14 protein-coding genes are annotated in these 16,241 nt (G+C 67.4%); 10 read left to right on the forward strand and 4 right to left on the reverse strand.

The window, feature by feature from the left end; all coding sequences use genetic code 11:
- Window positions 1–3: 3 nt before the first annotated feature.
- From QOZ99_RS03975 to QOZ99_RS03995, 5 genes are all read left to right on the forward strand, one after another.
- On the forward strand, window positions 4–486 hold the full coding sequence (locus QOZ99_RS03975) for a cupin domain-containing protein (RefSeq protein WP_306888636.1): 483 nt from the start codon (window positions 4–6) through the stop codon (window positions 484–486).
- 97 nt (window positions 487–583) lie between these two features.
- Window positions 584–2,053 carry an FAD-dependent monooxygenase gene (locus QOZ99_RS03980; protein ID WP_306888637.1) on the forward strand — a complete coding sequence of 490 codons (1,470 nt, stop codon included), beginning with the start codon at window positions 584–586 and terminating at the stop codon, window positions 2,051–2,053.
- A gap of 78 nt (window positions 2,054–2,131) precedes the next feature.
- Window positions 2,132–3,220: an S-methyl thiohydantoin desulfurase family protein gene (locus QOZ99_RS03985; protein WP_306888638.1), complete on the forward strand. Its 1,089-nt coding sequence runs from the start codon at window positions 2,132–2,134 to the stop codon at window positions 3,218–3,220.
- Window positions 3,217–4,767, forward strand: coding sequence for a hydantoinase/oxoprolinase N-terminal domain-containing protein (locus tag QOZ99_RS03990; protein ID WP_306888640.1), 1,551 nt, complete (start codon window positions 3,217–3,219; stop codon window positions 4,765–4,767). Before QOZ99_RS03985 ends, QOZ99_RS03990 begins: the two co-directional genes overlap by 4 nt.
- A 144-nt stretch (window positions 4,768–4,911) precedes the next feature.
- A complete protein-coding gene (locus QOZ99_RS03995) occupies window positions 4,912–6,084 on the forward strand; it encodes a phthiocerol/phthiodiolone dimycocerosyl transferase family protein (RefSeq protein ID WP_306888641.1) in 1,173 nt (390 codons plus the stop codon).
- A 44-nt stretch (window positions 6,085–6,128) separates the two neighbouring features.
- On the opposite strand, the gene QOZ99_RS04000 is transcribed toward QOZ99_RS03995, so the two are convergent.
- From QOZ99_RS04000 to QOZ99_RS04015, 4 genes are read right to left on the reverse strand one after another with little or no spacing between them, the layout of a single operon-like run.
- The gene (locus tag QOZ99_RS04000) at window positions 6,129–7,820 is read right to left on the reverse strand and encodes an NAD-dependent malic enzyme (RefSeq protein WP_306888642.1); all 1,692 of its coding nucleotides are present in this window, start codon (window positions 7,818–7,820) and stop codon (window positions 6,129–6,131) included.
- A gap of 11 nt (window positions 7,821–7,831) precedes the next feature.
- The gene (locus QOZ99_RS04005; RefSeq protein WP_306888643.1) at window positions 7,832–9,625 is read right to left on the reverse strand and encodes a CocE/NonD family hydrolase; all 1,794 of its coding nucleotides are present in this window, start codon (window positions 9,623–9,625) and stop codon (window positions 7,832–7,834) included.
- Between the two features lie 56 nt (window positions 9,626–9,681).
- Window positions 9,682–10,050, reverse strand: coding sequence for a hypothetical protein (locus QOZ99_RS04010; protein WP_306888644.1), 369 nt, complete (start codon window positions 10,048–10,050; stop codon window positions 9,682–9,684).
- Entirely contained in the window at window positions 10,047–10,382 is a 336-nt protein-coding gene (locus tag QOZ99_RS04015; RefSeq protein ID WP_306888646.1) for a hypothetical protein, read from the reverse strand. Before QOZ99_RS04015 ends, QOZ99_RS04010 begins: the two co-directional genes overlap by 4 nt.
- Window positions 10,383–11,040: 658 nt before the next feature.
- Here QOZ99_RS04015 and QOZ99_RS04020 point away from each other — a divergent pair.
- The 5 genes from QOZ99_RS04020 (at window position 11,041) to QOZ99_RS04040 (ending at window position 16,239) form a co-directional block, all read left to right on the forward strand.
- The gene (locus tag QOZ99_RS04020) at window positions 11,041–12,213 is read left to right on the forward strand and encodes a PAS domain-containing protein (RefSeq protein WP_306888648.1); all 1,173 of its coding nucleotides are present in this window, start codon (window positions 11,041–11,043) and stop codon (window positions 12,211–12,213) included.
- Between the two features lie 118 nt (window positions 12,214–12,331).
- Complete coding sequence (locus tag QOZ99_RS04025) at window positions 12,332–12,979, forward strand: UbiX family flavin prenyltransferase (protein WP_306888650.1); 648 nt, start codon at window positions 12,332–12,334, stop codon at window positions 12,977–12,979.
- Window positions 12,979–14,460 (forward strand): UbiD family decarboxylase, encoded by a 1,482-nt coding sequence (locus tag QOZ99_RS04030; RefSeq protein ID WP_306888652.1) that lies wholly within the window; start codon window positions 12,979–12,981, stop codon window positions 14,458–14,460. Before QOZ99_RS04025 ends, QOZ99_RS04030 begins: the two co-directional genes overlap by 1 nt.
- Window positions 14,461–14,531: 71 nt before the next feature.
- On the forward strand, window positions 14,532–15,056 hold the full coding sequence (locus QOZ99_RS04035; protein WP_306888653.1) for a phenolic acid decarboxylase: 525 nt from the start codon (window positions 14,532–14,534) through the stop codon (window positions 15,054–15,056).
- Window positions 15,057–15,183: 127 nt separating this feature from the next.
- Complete coding sequence (locus QOZ99_RS04040) at window positions 15,184–16,239, forward strand: hypothetical protein (RefSeq protein WP_306888654.1); 1,056 nt, start codon at window positions 15,184–15,186, stop codon at window positions 16,237–16,239.
- Window positions 16,240–16,241: the final 2 nt, after the last annotated feature.

A 16,241-nucleotide genomic window follows, 5' to 3' on the forward strand; every position in this document is an offset into this window, starting at 1 on the left:
CGCATGTCCATATCCTTCCTGCATTCGAGGGGCACCGAAGCCCCGATCAAGATCCCGGCCATCGGTCTCGACCTGTTCGTGCGCATGCCGCCGGCGGCGAGTTCCGGCGAGTTCTGCTTCATCGAGACCATCAATGCTCCGGGCGCCGGTCCGCCCCGCCATCGCCACCGCGAAGCCGAGATCTTCCGCGTCATCGAGGGCCGATATCTCTATGAGGCGGATGGCCGGCGCTTCTATGCCGAGGCCGGCGACGTGGTGAGTATTCCCGGCGGGGTCGAGCACGGCTTCTGCAACGTCACCGACAAGCCCGCGCGCCAGTACATTCTGATGGCCCCAGCGCTCGATGCGGCAACGTTCTTCACGGAGCTTGCCGGCGTGATGCATGACGGCATCCCCGACCAGGCGGCGCTCAATGACTTCGGGCTGAAGTGGCACGTGGAGTTCCTCGGTCCGCCGGTGAGCAGGAACGACCAGCCCACGGATTGAGACGCATCGGCACCGCGGCCATCGGCCCACGACAAGGCCGGCCGCGCTGCGGCCGGCGCGCAGCCGGCCAGCGCATGAACTGACGGGGGAAGCAATCATGAAGAACAGCGTTCTCATCGCCGGCGCGGGGCCGGTTGGACTGACGATGGCGCTGGAACTGGCGCGCTATGGCGTGCCGGTGCGCGTCATCGACAAGATTCCGGAAGCGACGCACAGCTCGCGGGCGGTCGCGGTGTGGCCGCGCACGCTGGAGCTTCTCGACCGCTCCGGGGCGGCGGCGGACATCATCGCCATCGGCAACAAGGTCACCGTTGCCAACATCCTGTCGGGTGGCCGGCCCGTGGCCTCTCTGTCGCTCGACGACGTGCCGTCGCCCTATCCGTTCGCGCTGATGGTGCCGCAATACGAGACCGAAGCCGTGCTGCGGCGTCACCTCGCTGGCCACGGCGTCAAGCCGGATCTCGGCGTCGAGCTTCTGGGTTTCGAGGAGGACGGCGATGGCCTCTCGGCCCGTCTGCGGGAAGCCGACGGCACGGAGCGCAGCGAGCCATATGGCTTTCTGGTGGCCTGCGACGGCGCACACAGCATGGTGCGCCATCGCCTCGGCCTCGACTTCCAGGGCGACTCGCTGGGCCTTGACTGGACCCAGGGCGATTTTCACCTGAGCGGCTATCCCTTCCCCGCCTCGCAGATGGCCATCTTCTGGCATGAGCACGGGCCGCTGCTGTTCTTCCCGATGGCGCCCGACCGCGCGCGCATCATCACCAGCCTCGGCCCCTCCACCGCAACGCCGCCCGTTCCGCTGGACCAGGACGCGTTCCAGGAGATGATCGATGCGCGCGGCCCCGGGGGGATCACGCTCACCGGCACGGAATGGGTCAGCGCCTTCCGCATCAACGAGCGGCAGGTGGAGAACTATCGGTCCGGGCGGGTCTTCCTCGCCGGCGATGCGGCTCACATCCACAGCCCGGCTGGCGGGCAGGGCATGAATACCGGCATGCAGGACGCCATCAATCTGGCGTGGAAGCTGGCTCTCGTGATCCGGGGCATCGCCTGTGCGCCGGCGCTGCTGGAGAGCTATGATCTGGAACGCCGCCCGGTGGGCGCACAGGTGATCGCGGCCTCGGGGCGCATGACCCGGATCGGCACGCTGGCCGACCATACGCTGCAGCATGTCCGCGACCTCGTCGCCCATACCCTGATGGGACTTTCGCCGGTGCAGCGGGCCGTTACCGGGCTGATGGCGGAAGTCTCCATCGGCTATCCCCACAGCCCGATCAACGGCCCCTCGCACGGTGACGCGAAGGCCGGCGCGCGGGTGCGGCCGATCATGGGGGAGGTGCCGTTCGGCTGGGGCGACACGCCGCTATTCACCGCGCGCGGCGGTGCCGGCGCGACCGAACTCGCCGCGCGCTTTCCCCGGCTCGTGGCGACGTCGCCGCGTCCCTCCAGCGAAGAACCGCTGCTCTCGCTGGTCCGGCCGGATGGCTACCTCGCAGCCCAGGTGCAGGATGCGAACTGGCAGGAACTCGTGCCCTATCTCCAGCAGATCGGGGCGGAGCGGTGACCGCCCATCACGTGACGTCGCTCCCAAATGGCCGCGGCGGGAAAAACGACGGCCCGCTTCACATCTGAGAGAACCGCAATGCCTCGCCTCCTCGATGCCGAAGAGCTTGACCTGCTGGCCATTGGCGCCTGGATTCTCGGGACCGGAGGCGGCGGATCGCCCTATGCCTCCTACCTCGTCGCGCGGCACTTCTATGAGGAGGGCGGCCGGATCGCCCTGCTCGACCCGGACGAACTGGCCGATGACGACATCGTCGCCGTGGTCTCGACCATGGGCGCGCCGCTGGTGTTTCAGGAGCGCATGACCGATGCCGCCTTCGCCCTCAAACCGGTGCGGATCATGGAGGCCTTCCTGGGCCGGCCGTTCCGGGCGGTGATGACGGTGGAGATCGGCGGCTGCAACGCCTTCCAGCCGCTGCTCGTGGCGGCGGCGTCGGGGCTTCCGGTGGTCGACGCGGATGCCATGGGCCGGGCCTACCCCGAGGCCCAGATGCAGACCTTCTCGATTGCCGGGCTACAGATGGTTCCGCACGTGGTTTCCGACATCCGCGACAATGATGTCATCATCCCTACCGCTTCCGGCTGGCACGACATGGAACGCGTGCGGCGCAGGGTCTGCACGGAATACGGATCGGTCGCGACCACCTGTCAGGCGCCGCGCACCGGGGCGGAGGTGAAGCGTCACGCGGTCCCGCGCAGCCTGTCGCGGGCCATCGCGCTGGGGCGTGAGGTGCGCCGTGCGAAGGCGGCGCATGAGGATCCCGTCGAGGCGACCGTGACGGCGGGCGGCGGCAAGCGGCTCTTCACCGGCAAGGTGATGGATGTGCAGCGGCGCACGACCGAGGGCTTCCTGCGCGGATCCCTCAGCCTCGCCGGCCTCGGCGGCGATGCCGGCGCGTCTTTCGCCATCGCCTTCCAGAACGAGTTCACCATCGGCCGGCGCGACGGCGCGGTGATCGTCACGACGCCCGACCTGATCTGCGTGCTCGACACCATCTCGGGTGAGGCGATCGGCACGGAGAGCTTGCGCTACGGCCAGAGGGTGACGGTCATCGCCCTGCCGTCGCAGCCGATCCATCGCAGCGCGGAGGGGCTGCGCCATGTCGGTCCGCGCGCCTTCGGCCACGACGTGGAATTTCGCAGCGTCTTCGGAGAAGAGCCGGCATGAGCCGCATTGGGATCGATGTCGGCGGCACCAATACCGATGCCGTTCTGCTCGAGGACGGCCAGGTGATCGCCGCGCTGAAACGGCCGACCACCGTCGATGTCGCGGACGGCGTGCGCCAGGCGCTGGTCGATCTGCTCGCCGCGGCCGCCGGCCATCCGGCCCTCCGGCGCATCGACGCGGTGATGATCGGCACCACGCATTTCACCAATGCCGTGGTGGAGCGACGCCATCTCGACCGCGTCGCGGCGCTGCGCATCGGCTTGCCCGCCAATGCCGGCCTGCCGCCCTTCATCGGCTGGCCGAAGGACCTCGCCGAAATGATGCGCGGCAGCGTCCACATGGTGGGCGGGGGGCACGAATATGACGGGCGGGTTCTGGTGCCGCTGGATCGGGCGGCGGTGCGGCGCGAGGCGCAGCGCATCGCGGACAGCGGCATCAGCTCGGTCGCCATCACCAGCGTGTTCTCGCCGCTCACCGACGCATGCGAGCGCGAGGCCGCGGAGATCGTGCGGGAGGTGATGCCCGCGGCGCGCATCACGCTCTCCCACGAGATCGGCCGGATCGGCCTGTTGGAGCGGGAGAATGCGGCGCTGCTGAATGCCGGGCTGCAGGGCCTCGCGCAGCGCACCACGGCCGCCTTCGCGCGGGCGCTGCGCGACAGTGGCATCGCGGCGCCGCTTTATCTCACGCAGAATGACGGCACCATCGTGCAGGGGGCGGTGGCGAAGCGCCATCCCGTCTATTGCTTCGCCTCCGGCCCCACCAACAGCATGCGCGGCGCGGCCTTCCTTTCCGGCCTGACCGATGCGCTGGTCGTGGATGTGGGCGGCACGACGACCGATGTGGGCTGCCTCAGGGGCAGGTTTCCGCGCCCGGCCAATGCGATGGTCGAGATCGGCGGGGTGCGCACGCTGTTTCGCATGCCGGACCTCATCTCCATCGGCCTCGGCGGCGGCACTGAGATCGCCGATGACGGGCACCGGATCGGTCCGGGCAGTGTCGGCTTCCGGCTGCCGGAAAAGGCGCTGTGCTTTGGCGGCGACACGCTGACCGCCACGGACATCGCCGTCGCGGCGGGACGGATCGCGCTGGGAGATCCGGGGCGGGTGCGCAGGCTTCCCGGTTCTCTGGTGGCGGACAGTCTCCGTCACATGGAAGGCATGATTGCGGAGGTGGTGGACCGGATGAAGACCGATGCGGCGCCTATACCCCTCATCGCGGTGGGCGGCGGCAGCTTTCTGGTGCCCGATCGCATGGAGGGCGTCTCGCAGGTGGTGCGCATCGAGCACCATGATGTGGCCAATGCCGTCGGCGCGGCCATCGCGCAGGTCAGCGGCGAGGTGGACCGCATATTCTCGGGTGTCGAGCGCGACGCGGCGTTCGATGAAGCGCACCGGGAGGCCACGCGGCGGGCGATCGCGGCCGGCGCGGAGCCGGGCAGCGTGGAGACGCTTGATGTAGAGGACATCCCTATCGCCTATCTCCCCGGCAATGCGCGCCGCGTGCGCGTGCGCGTCATTGGCGAGATCGCGCGGCTCGATGGGTAGCGCAGGGCGCGTTGGCGGGCCGGCAACGCCCAGGCCGTCATTCTCCCCGGTCCAGAATGTATCGATCTGACCTGCTCACAGGAGTCGCAAGTGCAGAAGGTCCCCACGGGTCGGCGCGTGTATCGCGAAGCCTCGCCTACGGAGATGATCTACATCGCCACGCGCATGATCGTGGTGAGCCGCAGCAGCCTCCGCGGAGCCGTCGACCGGGCACAGTTCGAGGCGGCCGTCGCGCATCTCGAAGCGCGCTATGGAATCCTGCGCTCGGTGGTCGAGGACGGGCATTTCGTGGGTCGGGTGGACGACCGATCCGCGGTCGAGAGCTGGTGGCCCGCCGATAGCTGCTCCGCCGAGGCTATGTATGCCAGATTGCTGAACGCCGACCTCGATACCGGAAAGACCCTCTATGCCATCCACGTCATCGCCACCGATGACGCGCTCGATGTCTTCATGCTCACCTCCCATGCGATCACCGACGCGACATCGCTGGTCGAGCTGCATTCCTGTCTCGCCCATATGTGCGACGGCGTCGTGCGCGGCCAGGTGCCGGCGCTCGGCGCGCAGCCGTTCCCGATCCCGGTCGACGATGCCGTGAGTTGCCGTCTGGCGGCGCTTGGCACGGATGCGCCGCCCTCCTCCTATTGCGGTGTGTTCGCCGAGATTCCCATGCCCGCGCGCCATGATGGCGGCCCCGTGACCCATCGGCTCGAACGCGTCGTGATCGGGGCGGACGCGATGCATCGGATGAAGACGGCAAGCCACGCCACCGGCTCTTCCGTGCACGCGCTCCTGCTGGCCGCGCTCGCTCTCGCCATACGTGACGTCGCGGACGACCACCCGCGCCAGATCCTCATGCGATCATCGGTAGACATGCGCCGGCGGCTCGAGCCCCATATTTCACCCGAACTGGTGTTCACGGCCATCACCGGGCACATCACGCCGGTCCCCGACCTCGACCGGCCCATGGTCGAGATCGCCCGGTTCATCTTTGACGATATCCATCAGGGACTGGCGAACGGCAGCATCTTTCACGACTACATCAATTATCCCAAGGCATTCAGCAGCCCTCGGCAGTCGCCGGTCGCCATCAATGTTTCCGACATCCAGACGGTGGAGTTTCATTGGCCGGTCGAGCGCCTGGCCGTGACCGGTTTCGAGTATGCACTGGGCTGGATGAAGAAATTTCCGAACATCTCCGTGTCGGTCTACGACGGCACACTGATCGCCAACATCGTCTATGTCGAAGAGTTCGCCACTCCGGCAACGATCCGCGCCATCTCGGACGACTTCGTCAGGAGGCTCGATTCGGTCTGCTAACAATAGAAGCGCTGCCCCGAGGAGCCCGGCCGAGTTGCGGGCGATTACGTTTCCTTCGCGGTGAGCGGGACATAACGCGGCGTCCAGACCTTGGCGCGCAGGCGCTGCTGGATCTGATCGACCGCGACGTCGGGCGCATCGCCGTCCCGATGCGCCTGCATCGCAACCGCCAGGGCGACCTGTGCCGCGACCTCGCGCAGGGCGCTCACCGGGGGCAGGAGATTGTGCCGCGGGTTGTCGCGCGCCGGCGACGCATCGGCCAGCGCCTTCGCCGCCGCCATGAACATTCCATCCGTGACGCGGCTCGCGCCGACCGCCAGAACGCCGAGGCCAACTCCCGGAAAGACGTAGGAATTGTTGGTCTGGTCCACCCTGAAGCGGGCGCCGTCGCGCAGGAGCGGGGGGAACGGGCTGCCAACGCCCACCAGGGCCCGCCCATCGGTCCACACCTCGATATCCGCCGGCGTCGCTTCCGCACGCGAGGTCGGGTTCGACAGCGGAAAGATGACCGGTCGCTCATTGCATTGCGCCATGGCGCGGACCACCGGCTCGCTGAAGGCGCCCGCCTCGCCGGAGACGCCGATCAGCACCGTTGGCCGGGCGTTGCGCACCACGTCGAGAAGCTCGATCCTGTCGGGACGGCCCAGCGTCCAGCCGTCGACCGCCGGCCTCTTCTGCACGAAGGGGATCTGGAATGGGGCAAGTCCGGGCATATCTTCGATCAGGAGGCCGTCGCGATCGACCATGAAGAAGCGTGCGGTCGCCTCGCTTTCCGAAAGCCCCGCATCGCACATGGCGGTGTGGATCAGGCGGGCGATGCCGCAGCCGGCCGAGCCGGCACCGAACACCGCCACACGCTGCTCGACCAGTGGCACGCCAGTGACATTGATAGCCGCCAGAAGAGTGCCGGTCGCCACCGCCGCCGTGCCTTGCACGTCGTCGTTGAAGGTGCACAGCCGGTCGCGATAGAGCTCCAGCAGGCGCGTCGCATTGGTCTTCGCGAAGTCTTCCCACTGCAGCAGAACCCGCGGCCAGCGCCGGATGACGGCGGAGACGAAGGCCTCGATGAAGTCGTCATACTCCTGCCCCCGCACCCGCGCGTGGCGCCAGCCCACATAGAGCGGATCGGCAAGGCATTCGGCATTGTCGGTCCCGACATCGAGCAGGATCGGCAGTGTGGTCGCCGGATGAAGGCCGCCGCAGCCGGAATAGAGCGCGAGCTTGCCGATGGGGATGCCCATGCCGCCCGCGCCCTGGTCGCCCAGCCCCAGGATGCGCTCGCCATCGGTCACGACGATCGCCTCCACCCCGTCGAAGCGCGGGTGCGCCAAGATCTGGTCGAGCCGCGACCGATGGGGAATGCTGAGGAACAGGCCGCGCGGCTTGTGGTACAGGCGGCTGAACTGCTGGCAGCCGGCACCGACCGTGGGCGTGTAGACGATGGGCAGCAGCTCTTCCAGGTTCGCGACCAGCGTCGCGTAGAACAGGGTCTCGTTGGTGTCCTGAAGCTCGCGCAGGAAGGCATAGCGTTCGAGATCGGTCTCGAACTGGCGCAGCGACTGCAGGGCGCGGGAGATCTGTTCGTCCAGGGTCGAGACATGCGGCGGCAGCAATCCGTGGAGATGGAAGGCATCGCGCTCGGCCTCGGAGAACGCTGTACCCTTGTTGAGCTGCGGATCAGCCAGCAATTCGTATCCGCTCAGCGCGGTGGCCATGGGTGCCGTCGCTTCAGACATGAAAATCTCTCCTATCCCTGACCGGTGCGCCGCAGCTCGATGTAGGTATCAGGCCCGTAATGCAGGGTGTTGCGCGCGTAATAGGGCGGCACCTGCATGTCGAATTGCGCGTGCCCGTGGCTCACGTCGCTGCGCAGCAGGTCGGTGCGGCTGGCGATGTCGAGACGCAGCCGCTCGCCCGGCTTCAGCACCACGGGCTGCGGCGTCAGGCTGAAGCGCAGCGTCACCGGCACGCCGGGGGTGAGCGGTTCGGGTGTGTCGATGTCGATGGCGATTTCCGTTTCGGTGCAGCGCGCGGCGTCGATCCTGCGGCAGGCGGGGCGGATCGCGCCCATGGAGAGGATCTGGTAGGCGCCATCGGCCGAGACGAGGCCGGTGCGGGCCACCACGTAGGAATCGATCTCGTTGCAGCTGAAGGAGAGGCTCACGGTCACCGGACCGGTCAGCTCGATTTCCTCCTCGATCGGTAGTTCGAAGGTGAGGCGCTGGGTCTCCACCTCGTCGAAACCGGCCGTCACGATGCCACCCAGCGGCACCGCCGCCCATCGGTTCGTCCCGCCGTCGCCCGGCGCGTGGTCGAGGCGATGGGTTGCGGCGTCGGCGCCATCGGAGGCCGGGTAGAGGCGCAGTGCCGTGCCGCCGGGCAGCGGCCAGTCCGGTGCGCTGCGATAGTCCTTCGTGCCCTCCGTCCAGTATCGCACCCGCGGCTGCGCGCCATAGCCGTTCTCCGCGCCGTAGACGAGGTGATCGAAGAAGGCGAGCGCTTCCAGCTGCCACGCATAGACCGGCAGGTCATAGCTCGCGGGGCCGATGATCAGCCAGCGTTGATCTTTCGCCGTGCCGGCATTCTCGAACAGATCATAGGCGCCGAACTGGTGCAGGTTGAGGTACCCGGCATTCTGCACCACCACGAACGGCACCTCGATGTCGCCCAGCGCGCCGGACGGGCCGGCGGGCAGCACGCTCGTCGCCCGGGTCTTGCCGTCGAGCATGAGGCCGGCGAACAGGCGGCGCGCCTGCGGCGTCGGCACCTGTCGCTCGAAGGTCCTCATGATCCGCGCCGTGCGCTTCTTCACTTGCGGCCACCACACAGGCTTCAGGGCGGAGTTGGTGATGTGGCTCACCACCGCGCGCAGCAACGGCGGCACCTGCAGCCGGAACTGCAGGGGCGTGAAGTTCGCGCCCATCCAGAGCGCGAAGAAATCGGGCTGTGGCGCGCCGCCGAACATGGCGATGTGGCGGAAATAGTCCGTGCACATCTCGTTGGTGAAGAAGCCCTTCAGCGCCGGCGGGCGAAGCCGCGCCACCTGCGGCTGGGTCAGCCCGTAATAGGAGGTGCCGAACAGCACCACCTGCCCATCGCACCAGGGCTGCGCGGCGGCCCATTGGATCACCTTGGCGTAGTCCTCCACGTCGGTGTCGTTGAGGTAGACAGCATCGGCGCCGCCGGAACGGCCCATGCCGCGCCGGGTGACGATGACATGGGCATAGCCGCGATCGGTGAAGACCGGCGGGCTCCCGGTTTCGTTATTGCCCGCAGGCACGCCGGCGGCCTGCAATTCCTTGGAATAGGCCCCAAAGCAGATGACTGCGGGAAAGCGGCCGGGCGCCCGGGGCACATAGACATCGGCCGCAAGCGCGACGGCGGGCGCGACCTCGATCATCTGGTCGGCGAGGACGCGGCAGCCGAGCCCCGACTTCGCGACGGGTCCCGGCGTCCAGCCGGCCAGCTGCGCGCCGAACAGGCCGCCCTTCGGCGCGATGAGATTATCCCAGAAACCCGGCTTCCCGTTCCTGGCCGTCATGTGGATTCTCCCCCGGTCTCAGGCTCGCCGCGTCGGGCCACGGCGCGGGGTGCGTCCTACAATTGCGAGCGGTCGAAGCCGGTCTTCGTCTGCGCCGCCAGCCGCATCTCCCGCACCACCCATTTCTGCTTGTCATCGGGAATGAAGAAGCCGCCGATGCCGGATGAAAAGAGCAGGTCGAAGACGCGCTCCGTCATCTCGGTGAGTGCCCGCTCCAGATCCGTCCCGGCCTCGGGCTTCGGCGGAACCATGATGACGATGGTGTCTTCCACCTGCTCGATGATCTCGATCCTGAAATCCGGGCCCGGTGTGTAGCCGAACTCCGCGCAGACCACCCCGACCGGGTCGGCGAGGAGCTTCGCGCGATAGTCGGGATCGGTGGCGATGCGCTCGTAATTCTTTTCGACGAAATCGGCATGGCTCACGGCTGATCTCCCCCGGTGCGGGCCGCATTGCGCAGGGCGAGCAGCTTGAATTTGGCAGCGACGGGCACAAGCCAGATGAAAAGCCCCTGGCTGGACCATAGATCCATCTGGTTGAGCGGCGCCGTCGGCGGCGGCGCGTTGGGCGCACGCGCGGGCGGAATGGTGAAATAGACCCGGTCGCGCCGCTGCACCACGACCTTCACCTTGACGCCGGCCGGCACCTCGACGCCCATGGATCCCAGCGCTGCGACGGGGTCGCGCTCCACCTGCGCGGCGAACGCGTCGTCGGTCCACACGCGCCGCGTCAGCTCTTTCTCGAAATCTCCGGACACGGATGTCTCCCTTACTCCCGGTTCGATGGGGATGCGGCGGGGCCGCGCCGCCGCCGCTTCACGGCTCGCGATCGATGATCAGGCGGCGATGCAGGCCGTGAGGGCCCGCCACTGCCCGACCAGCGATCCCGGCCGCACCACCCCCGCCGCACCACGGCGAGGACCGGGCCGCTGCCGAACCTTGTCCCGGTGCGAAAGCGGCGCGTGGCCTCGGGGCTCGTCAGGGCATGCGACCGACCGACAATCTTCTGCAGGACCGTGATGAGGTACGCTTCATCCGCGATCGTCTTTCGTCCGGCAGCGTCGCGCATCGGGACGGTCAAGTCGAGAAATGCAGCGTCCATGGCCACAGGCTCCCCCAACATCATCTCCAGCTATCGGCCGCATGCGACCAACGGTCTGATCTGATGATCGCCCCTGAAAAAGATCCGTCGGCGGCTGATGAACCGCCCGGCCTGTGCTTATGAGACGTCAGCCTATCGCCACGGCATTGGGGCGCACATCAACAGAAGTGGTGAGGTGCCCAAGATTGTTGTTCGGATTGAAAGACGAGCGGTGAACCCGGGCAATGCCGCTTTAGCTGTATCCCGGTAGTCGGTTTGCGTTGAATGCGCGCCGCGTCTCTGGCATCTTCTGGCTACCTCCAAGGTTGGCCAGCGTGAAAGACACGGAGCGCGAGCTCGCCGATTGCGTCGGCGCCATTTATCAGGCTGGCGCCGGGGACGGCAGCTGGCTTGACGTTGGCGACCGCATCTGCCGGATCATGGACGCCCGGCGCGCCCTGCTGGTCCTCGGTGGCCCCGGGGGACCTCGCAACGTGCTGATGCCTGCCGACGGCAGCGAGAGCGCATACTCGGGCTATTTCCACGCCAGAGACCCCTACGCCGCCAAGGCCCGCCATGACTTCGCGACAGCACGGGCCCACCACCTCGGCAACGCGAAGCTCGGCGCCGAGCTGGTCGCCGAAAACGACCTTCTCCGTAGCGAATATTACTTCGACTTCGCCCGGCATCACGAGCGTCGCCATGTGATCGGCGGCATGGCCGGCCTCACGGAGGCGACGCCGATATTGGTGTCCCGCGGCGACGAGTCCGGGGCGTTCGACGAAACCCATATCCGGCTGCTGAAGACCCTGATGCCGCACGTCCAGCGCGCCATCGAGCTGCGCGCACGGCTGGGGCGGGAATACGAGGCGAGCGCTCTGACGCGGGCCGCCCTGGACGCGCTTCCCGTGGGCGTGGGGGTCGTCGATGCGGGGTTGAAGATCCGCTTCGTCAACGATCTCGCCCGCAGGTACTTGGCCGGTCCCGATTCCGGCCTGTTCTCCATGCGCTCAGGCCCTTATGCCGGCAGTGGTGTGTACCTCGCGGCCATGTCCCGCGAGGAGACCAGCGTGCTGCGGCGGCTCGTGGCCTCCGCAACGTCAGGGGGCACGGGAGGCGCCATGCGGGTGACCTCCCGCAGCGGCGCGGTGGTGGGCCTGATGGTTGCGCCGGCGCCGCAGGGCCTGGCCGCTGAAGTGAGCGGAATGGATGGCGGCGCCGCAAGGGAGGCCCTCGCCCTGCTGATCCTACGCCCGCTCGACCGCAAGGTGGCGCCGCAAGCGGACATGCTGTGCGAGATGTTCGGCTTCAGCCGGGCCGAGGCGGAGGTCGCGATCGCGCTCACCGGCGGCGCCAGCGCCGAGGATGTGGCGCGCGGACGCGGGGTCTCTCTCATGACCGTCCGCAGCCAGATCCGCTCGATCCTGGGCAAATCGGAAGCGGAGAACCTGCGCGATTTCGAGCGTACCATGGCGACGCTCGGGGCGTTTGTGCCGCAATTGCGCTGAAGCGTCTTCGGCCGGCCCCGTCCGGCGGCCCTAGTTCCCGCATAGACAGTTCTGACGATGAGGCCTCTGGCCCGGCCGGCTAGGCTCCGTTCAATCGAACCGGGACCGGACGCACGCCATGCAACTGCACGTCACTCCTGCGCCACGCCGGCGCATGATCGTCGGGATCAGCGGCGCCACAGGGATCATCTACGGGCTGCGCATCCTGGAGGTGCTGAGGCTTCTCGACATCGAGGCGCATCTCGTCATGTCGAAGCCGGGCGAGCGCACCCTTGCCTATGAGACCGACCTGAAAATGCGCGACGTCCGCGCCATGGCTGATTTCAGCTATGGCGACGCCGACATCGGTGCCGCGATCGCCTCCGGCTCGTTCCGCACCATGGGCATGATCGTCGCGCCCTGTTCGGTGAGGAGCCTGTCCGCCATCGCCACCGGCAACACCGACGGCCTGCTCACCCGCGCGGCCGACGTCTGCCTGAAGGAGCGGCGCCGTGTGGTCCTGATGTTCCGCGAGACGCCCCTGCATGCCGGGCACATTGGCGCCATGGCGCAGGCGACCGCGAACGGCGCCATCGTCTTCCCGCCCGTCCCGGCCTTCTACGACCGACCGGCCTCGCTCGACGAGATGGTGAACCACACGGTCGGGCGCGTGCTCGACCTCTACGACCTCGATGCCGGGCTGGTGCGCCGCTGGAGCGGCAAGCCTGAACGCACTCCGCCCGAAGCCGCCGGCCGCTCCGAAATCCTCGCCAAGGAACGCGTGTGATGCCGCTGACCGATCTGCGCCAGTATATCGAGGCCCTGCGCGACCTCGGCGAAATCCGGGAGATCGACGCGCCGGTCTCGCTCGATCTGGAACTCGGCGCCATCATCCGGCGCTGCATCGAGACCGGGGCGCCGGCGCCTTTGTTCAACACCTTCTCGGATCACCCCGGCGGCTTCCGCATCCTCGGGGCTCCGGGCGGCATCAGCGCACAGCCCGGCATGGAACTCGTTCGCGTTGCCGTCGCGCTGGAACTGCCGCCGACCACGGGTGGCCTTGCGATCGCCGAGGCCATTGCCGCGAGCCTCGACAGGCTGGCCATCGACCCGGTGGTCGTGGACGCTGCGCCGGTCTTCGAGAACACCGTCACGGGCGCCGCGGTGGACCTCACCGCGCTTCCCGTGCCGCTGCTGCATTATGGGGACGGCGGGCGCTATCTCAACACCTTCGGCTGCATCGTCGCCCGCACGCCGGACGGAAGCTGGACCAACTGGTCCATCGCCCGAATGATGGTGATCGACGGAAAGCGCCTCTCGGGGATCGTGGCGCCGGAGCAGCACCTCGGGATGGTGGCGAAGGCCTGGGCGGATCTGGGCAAGCCGATGCCGTTCGCGCTGGCGCTCGGGGTCGAGCCGGCCATTCCCTTCATCTGCGGCATGCCGCTGCCCGCGCAAGTCGACGAGGGCGGGCGCCTCGGCGCGCTGCTGGGGCGCGCCATCAGGACCGTGCAGTGCCGGACGGTCGATCTGGAAGCTCCCGCCAGCGCGGAGATCCTGATCGAAGGGCACCTCCATCTCGACGAATTGGTCGAGGAAGGCCCCATGGGCGAATTCGCCGGCTACATCCCTCTCGATACGCAGATGCGCCGGCCCACCTACCGGGTCTCCGCCATCAGCCATCGCGACAACGCCATCCTGCCGGTCGTCGCCGCCGGCGAGCCGGTGGAAGAGAACCACACCGCCTGGGGCCTGCCCTGCTCGGCGCAGATTCTCTACGATCTGCGGAAGGCCGGCATTCCGGCGACCACGGCCTGGATCCCCTTGCAGTCGGCGCTGCACTGGCTGGTGGTCACGGTTCCCCGTGACTGGCGCCGTCGCAGCGGCATCGGCGAGAGCGGGGCATTCTGCCGGCGCATCGGGCAGACGGTCTTCGCGAGCAAGGCGGGGGCGGTGATCCCCAAAGTGATCGTGCTGAATGACGATGTGGACCCCACCGACTTGAAGGAGTTGGTCTGGGCCTTCGCCACGCGCTGCCATCCCCTTCTCGGTCATGCCGTTTTCGACGACATCGAGGCCGCGCCGCTGCTCGCCTATCTCCGCAGGAGCGAGAAGGTTGCCGGCCATACCGGCAAGATCGTCTACAACTGCCTTGCCCCGGACGAATGGGGCGAAGCCCTGCCGATGCGGGCCTCGTTCCGCCACGGCTATCCGGCGGAGATCGTCGACCGTGTGCGTCGGCGCTGGAGCGAGTACGGCTTCAGCTGAGCGTTTCCCACCACCCCACCCACGGACCCGGACAGCCGAACATCCCCTTGGCGGCCGGGAGAGAGGAAATCATGTCCGATCCATTCGAATCCACCCGTCCGGCCGAGATCGCCCCCTTCGTCGGCAAACACATCATCTACACCTATGCCAATGGCTGGCTGTACGAGATGTACTTCAAGAACGAGCGCACCATCGACTACCGCGTGCATGGCGGCATGGTGGGCGGGCGCTGGGTCAAGGGCCAGGAGGTCCACATCGTCCGCCTCGCCGACGGCGTGTACAAGGTCTCATGGAATGAGCCGACCGGCACCTGCGTCAGCGTCGCCTATAATCTCAATGAAAACCGCGCCCACGGCGCCACCTTCTTCCCGCGCTGGATCGAGCAGGAACCGAAGAAGATCATCGGCTTCCAGAACGAGAAGATCGACCTGATGCGCCAGTATCGCGATGCGGGGCCGACCTATCCGACCCTTCTCGTCGACGAGTTCGCCGATATCACCTTCGTGGAAGATTGCGGCCGCGACGACGAGAGCGTGATCGCCTGCGCCCCCGAGGATCTGCCGGCCGGCTATGCCACCCGCCGCAACGTCGGCTGATGGCTGGACGCGATATGGAGGTTCGAGAGCGGTTGTCTGCGACCTTGATCGTCGTCAAGCCGCGATGCTCGGCGTAGCCTTGGCTGCGACATGGCGCGCTCCGGCGGAAGCACAGAAGAGATCCCCCATGCTCTATCCGGGCGAAGAATTGACCGAGGCGGCCGGCTATCCGGCTCTGGTGCGGTTCGAACCGGGGCGCGAGGGCCTTCCCCTCGTGGTGTTCGTCACAGGCGGAGGCGTGCTCGGTCGCATCGCCTACGGACCGCCCGGGGGAAGGGCTGCCGATTTCCTGTGCCACTGGCTGCATGAGGAAGGCTTCCCGTCGCTGGTCCTGTCCTATCCCATCGACAACAGGGGTGTGTTCGACGCCGCATTCCCGCAATTTTCGATCACCGACTGGGCGGAGCAGAGCGCCGAGATCATCGCCCGCTACATGGACCGCAAGGGCCTGCCGGCGAACGCTATCGTGCTCGGCTGGAGCATGGCGGGGCGCATTGCCGAGCCGCTTCATGCCGCGCTGCGACGAAAGGGAAAGGGCATCGAACTCTTCATAGCGATGGCGGCCGCATCGGCGCTTCCCCATACCCTGCCCGGTCTCGACCACCTGAAGCCAGCCGGAAGCGGCCTCGCCGCGATCAGGGGCGCCTACCTCGACTGGCTGCTCCAATGCCTCGCGGATCAGAACGTCGTGACCGGCCATTCGGCACTCGATGGCGACGAATTCACACGCGAGATGACCGGCGATTTCCCGGTCGGGCTGGCAGCATCGGCCATGCGCTATAGAGACGGAGCTTTCGTTCCCGACCCGGCCGGAGACGCGCTCGAGGTCGGCGCCGCGCGGTATCGCGCCTTTCCGCCGCTCGCCTTGATGACGCACGCCTCCGCGATCGACGCCCGGCACGCTCTCACGGACCGCTCCACATGGGGCGTCTACATCACCCAGCAGCTTTGCGAAGGTCTCGTCTTCTCGCAAGTGGACAAATTCGCCGCGCTTCCCTCCGAGAAATGGACCTTGCTGGTCGAGCATGTCGGGCACGCCGCCCAGCGGCTGAGCGCGACGCTGCCGGGCAACCACATGTTCTTCCTTGGAGAGATTGGTGCGAGGAAAACCGTGCAGACGTTGAAGCTCCTCAGGCAAACCGCCGCAGATATTGCAGGCGAGATTTCAGATCTTATGGACTGAAA

The sequence above is a fragment of the Ancylobacter amanitiformis genome (genome assembly GCF_030814815.1).
GTDB lineage: Bacteria > Pseudomonadota > Alphaproteobacteria > Rhizobiales > Xanthobacteraceae > Ancylobacter > Ancylobacter amanitiformis.

Bases quoted from the DNA above. Each gene is read 5' to 3' on its own strand.
- QOZ99_RS03975 (WP_306888636.1), top strand. From the start codon at position 4: ATGTCCATATCCTTCCTGCATTCGAGGGGCACCGAAGCCCCGATCAAG.
- QOZ99_RS03980 (WP_306888637.1), top strand. From the start codon at position 584: ATGAAGAACAGCGTTCTCATCGCCGGCGCGGGGCCGGTTGGACTGACG.
- QOZ99_RS03985 (WP_306888638.1), top strand. From the start codon at position 2,132: ATGCCTCGCCTCCTCGATGCCGAAGAGCTTGACCTGCTGGCCATTGGC.
- QOZ99_RS03990 (WP_306888640.1), top strand. From the start codon at position 3,217: ATGAGCCGCATTGGGATCGATGTCGGCGGCACCAATACCGATGCCGTT.
- QOZ99_RS03995 (WP_306888641.1), top strand. From the start codon at position 4,912: ATGATCTACATCGCCACGCGCATGATCGTGGTGAGCCGCAGCAGCCTC.
- QOZ99_RS04000 (WP_306888642.1), bottom strand. From the start codon at position 7,820: ATGTCTGAAGCGACGGCACCCATGGCCACCGCGCTGAGCGGATACGAA.
- QOZ99_RS04005 (WP_306888643.1), bottom strand. From the start codon at position 9,625: ATGACGGCCAGGAACGGGAAGCCGGGTTTCTGGGATAATCTCATCGCG.
- QOZ99_RS04025 (WP_306888650.1), top strand. From the start codon at position 12,332: ATGCAACTGCACGTCACTCCTGCGCCACGCCGGCGCATGATCGTCGGG.
- QOZ99_RS04030 (WP_306888652.1), top strand. From the start codon at position 12,979: ATGCCGCTGACCGATCTGCGCCAGTATATCGAGGCCCTGCGCGACCTC.
- QOZ99_RS04035 (WP_306888653.1), top strand. From the start codon at position 14,532: ATGTCCGATCCATTCGAATCCACCCGTCCGGCCGAGATCGCCCCCTTC.
- QOZ99_RS04040 (WP_306888654.1), top strand. From the start codon at position 15,184: ATGCTCTATCCGGGCGAAGAATTGACCGAGGCGGCCGGCTATCCGGCT.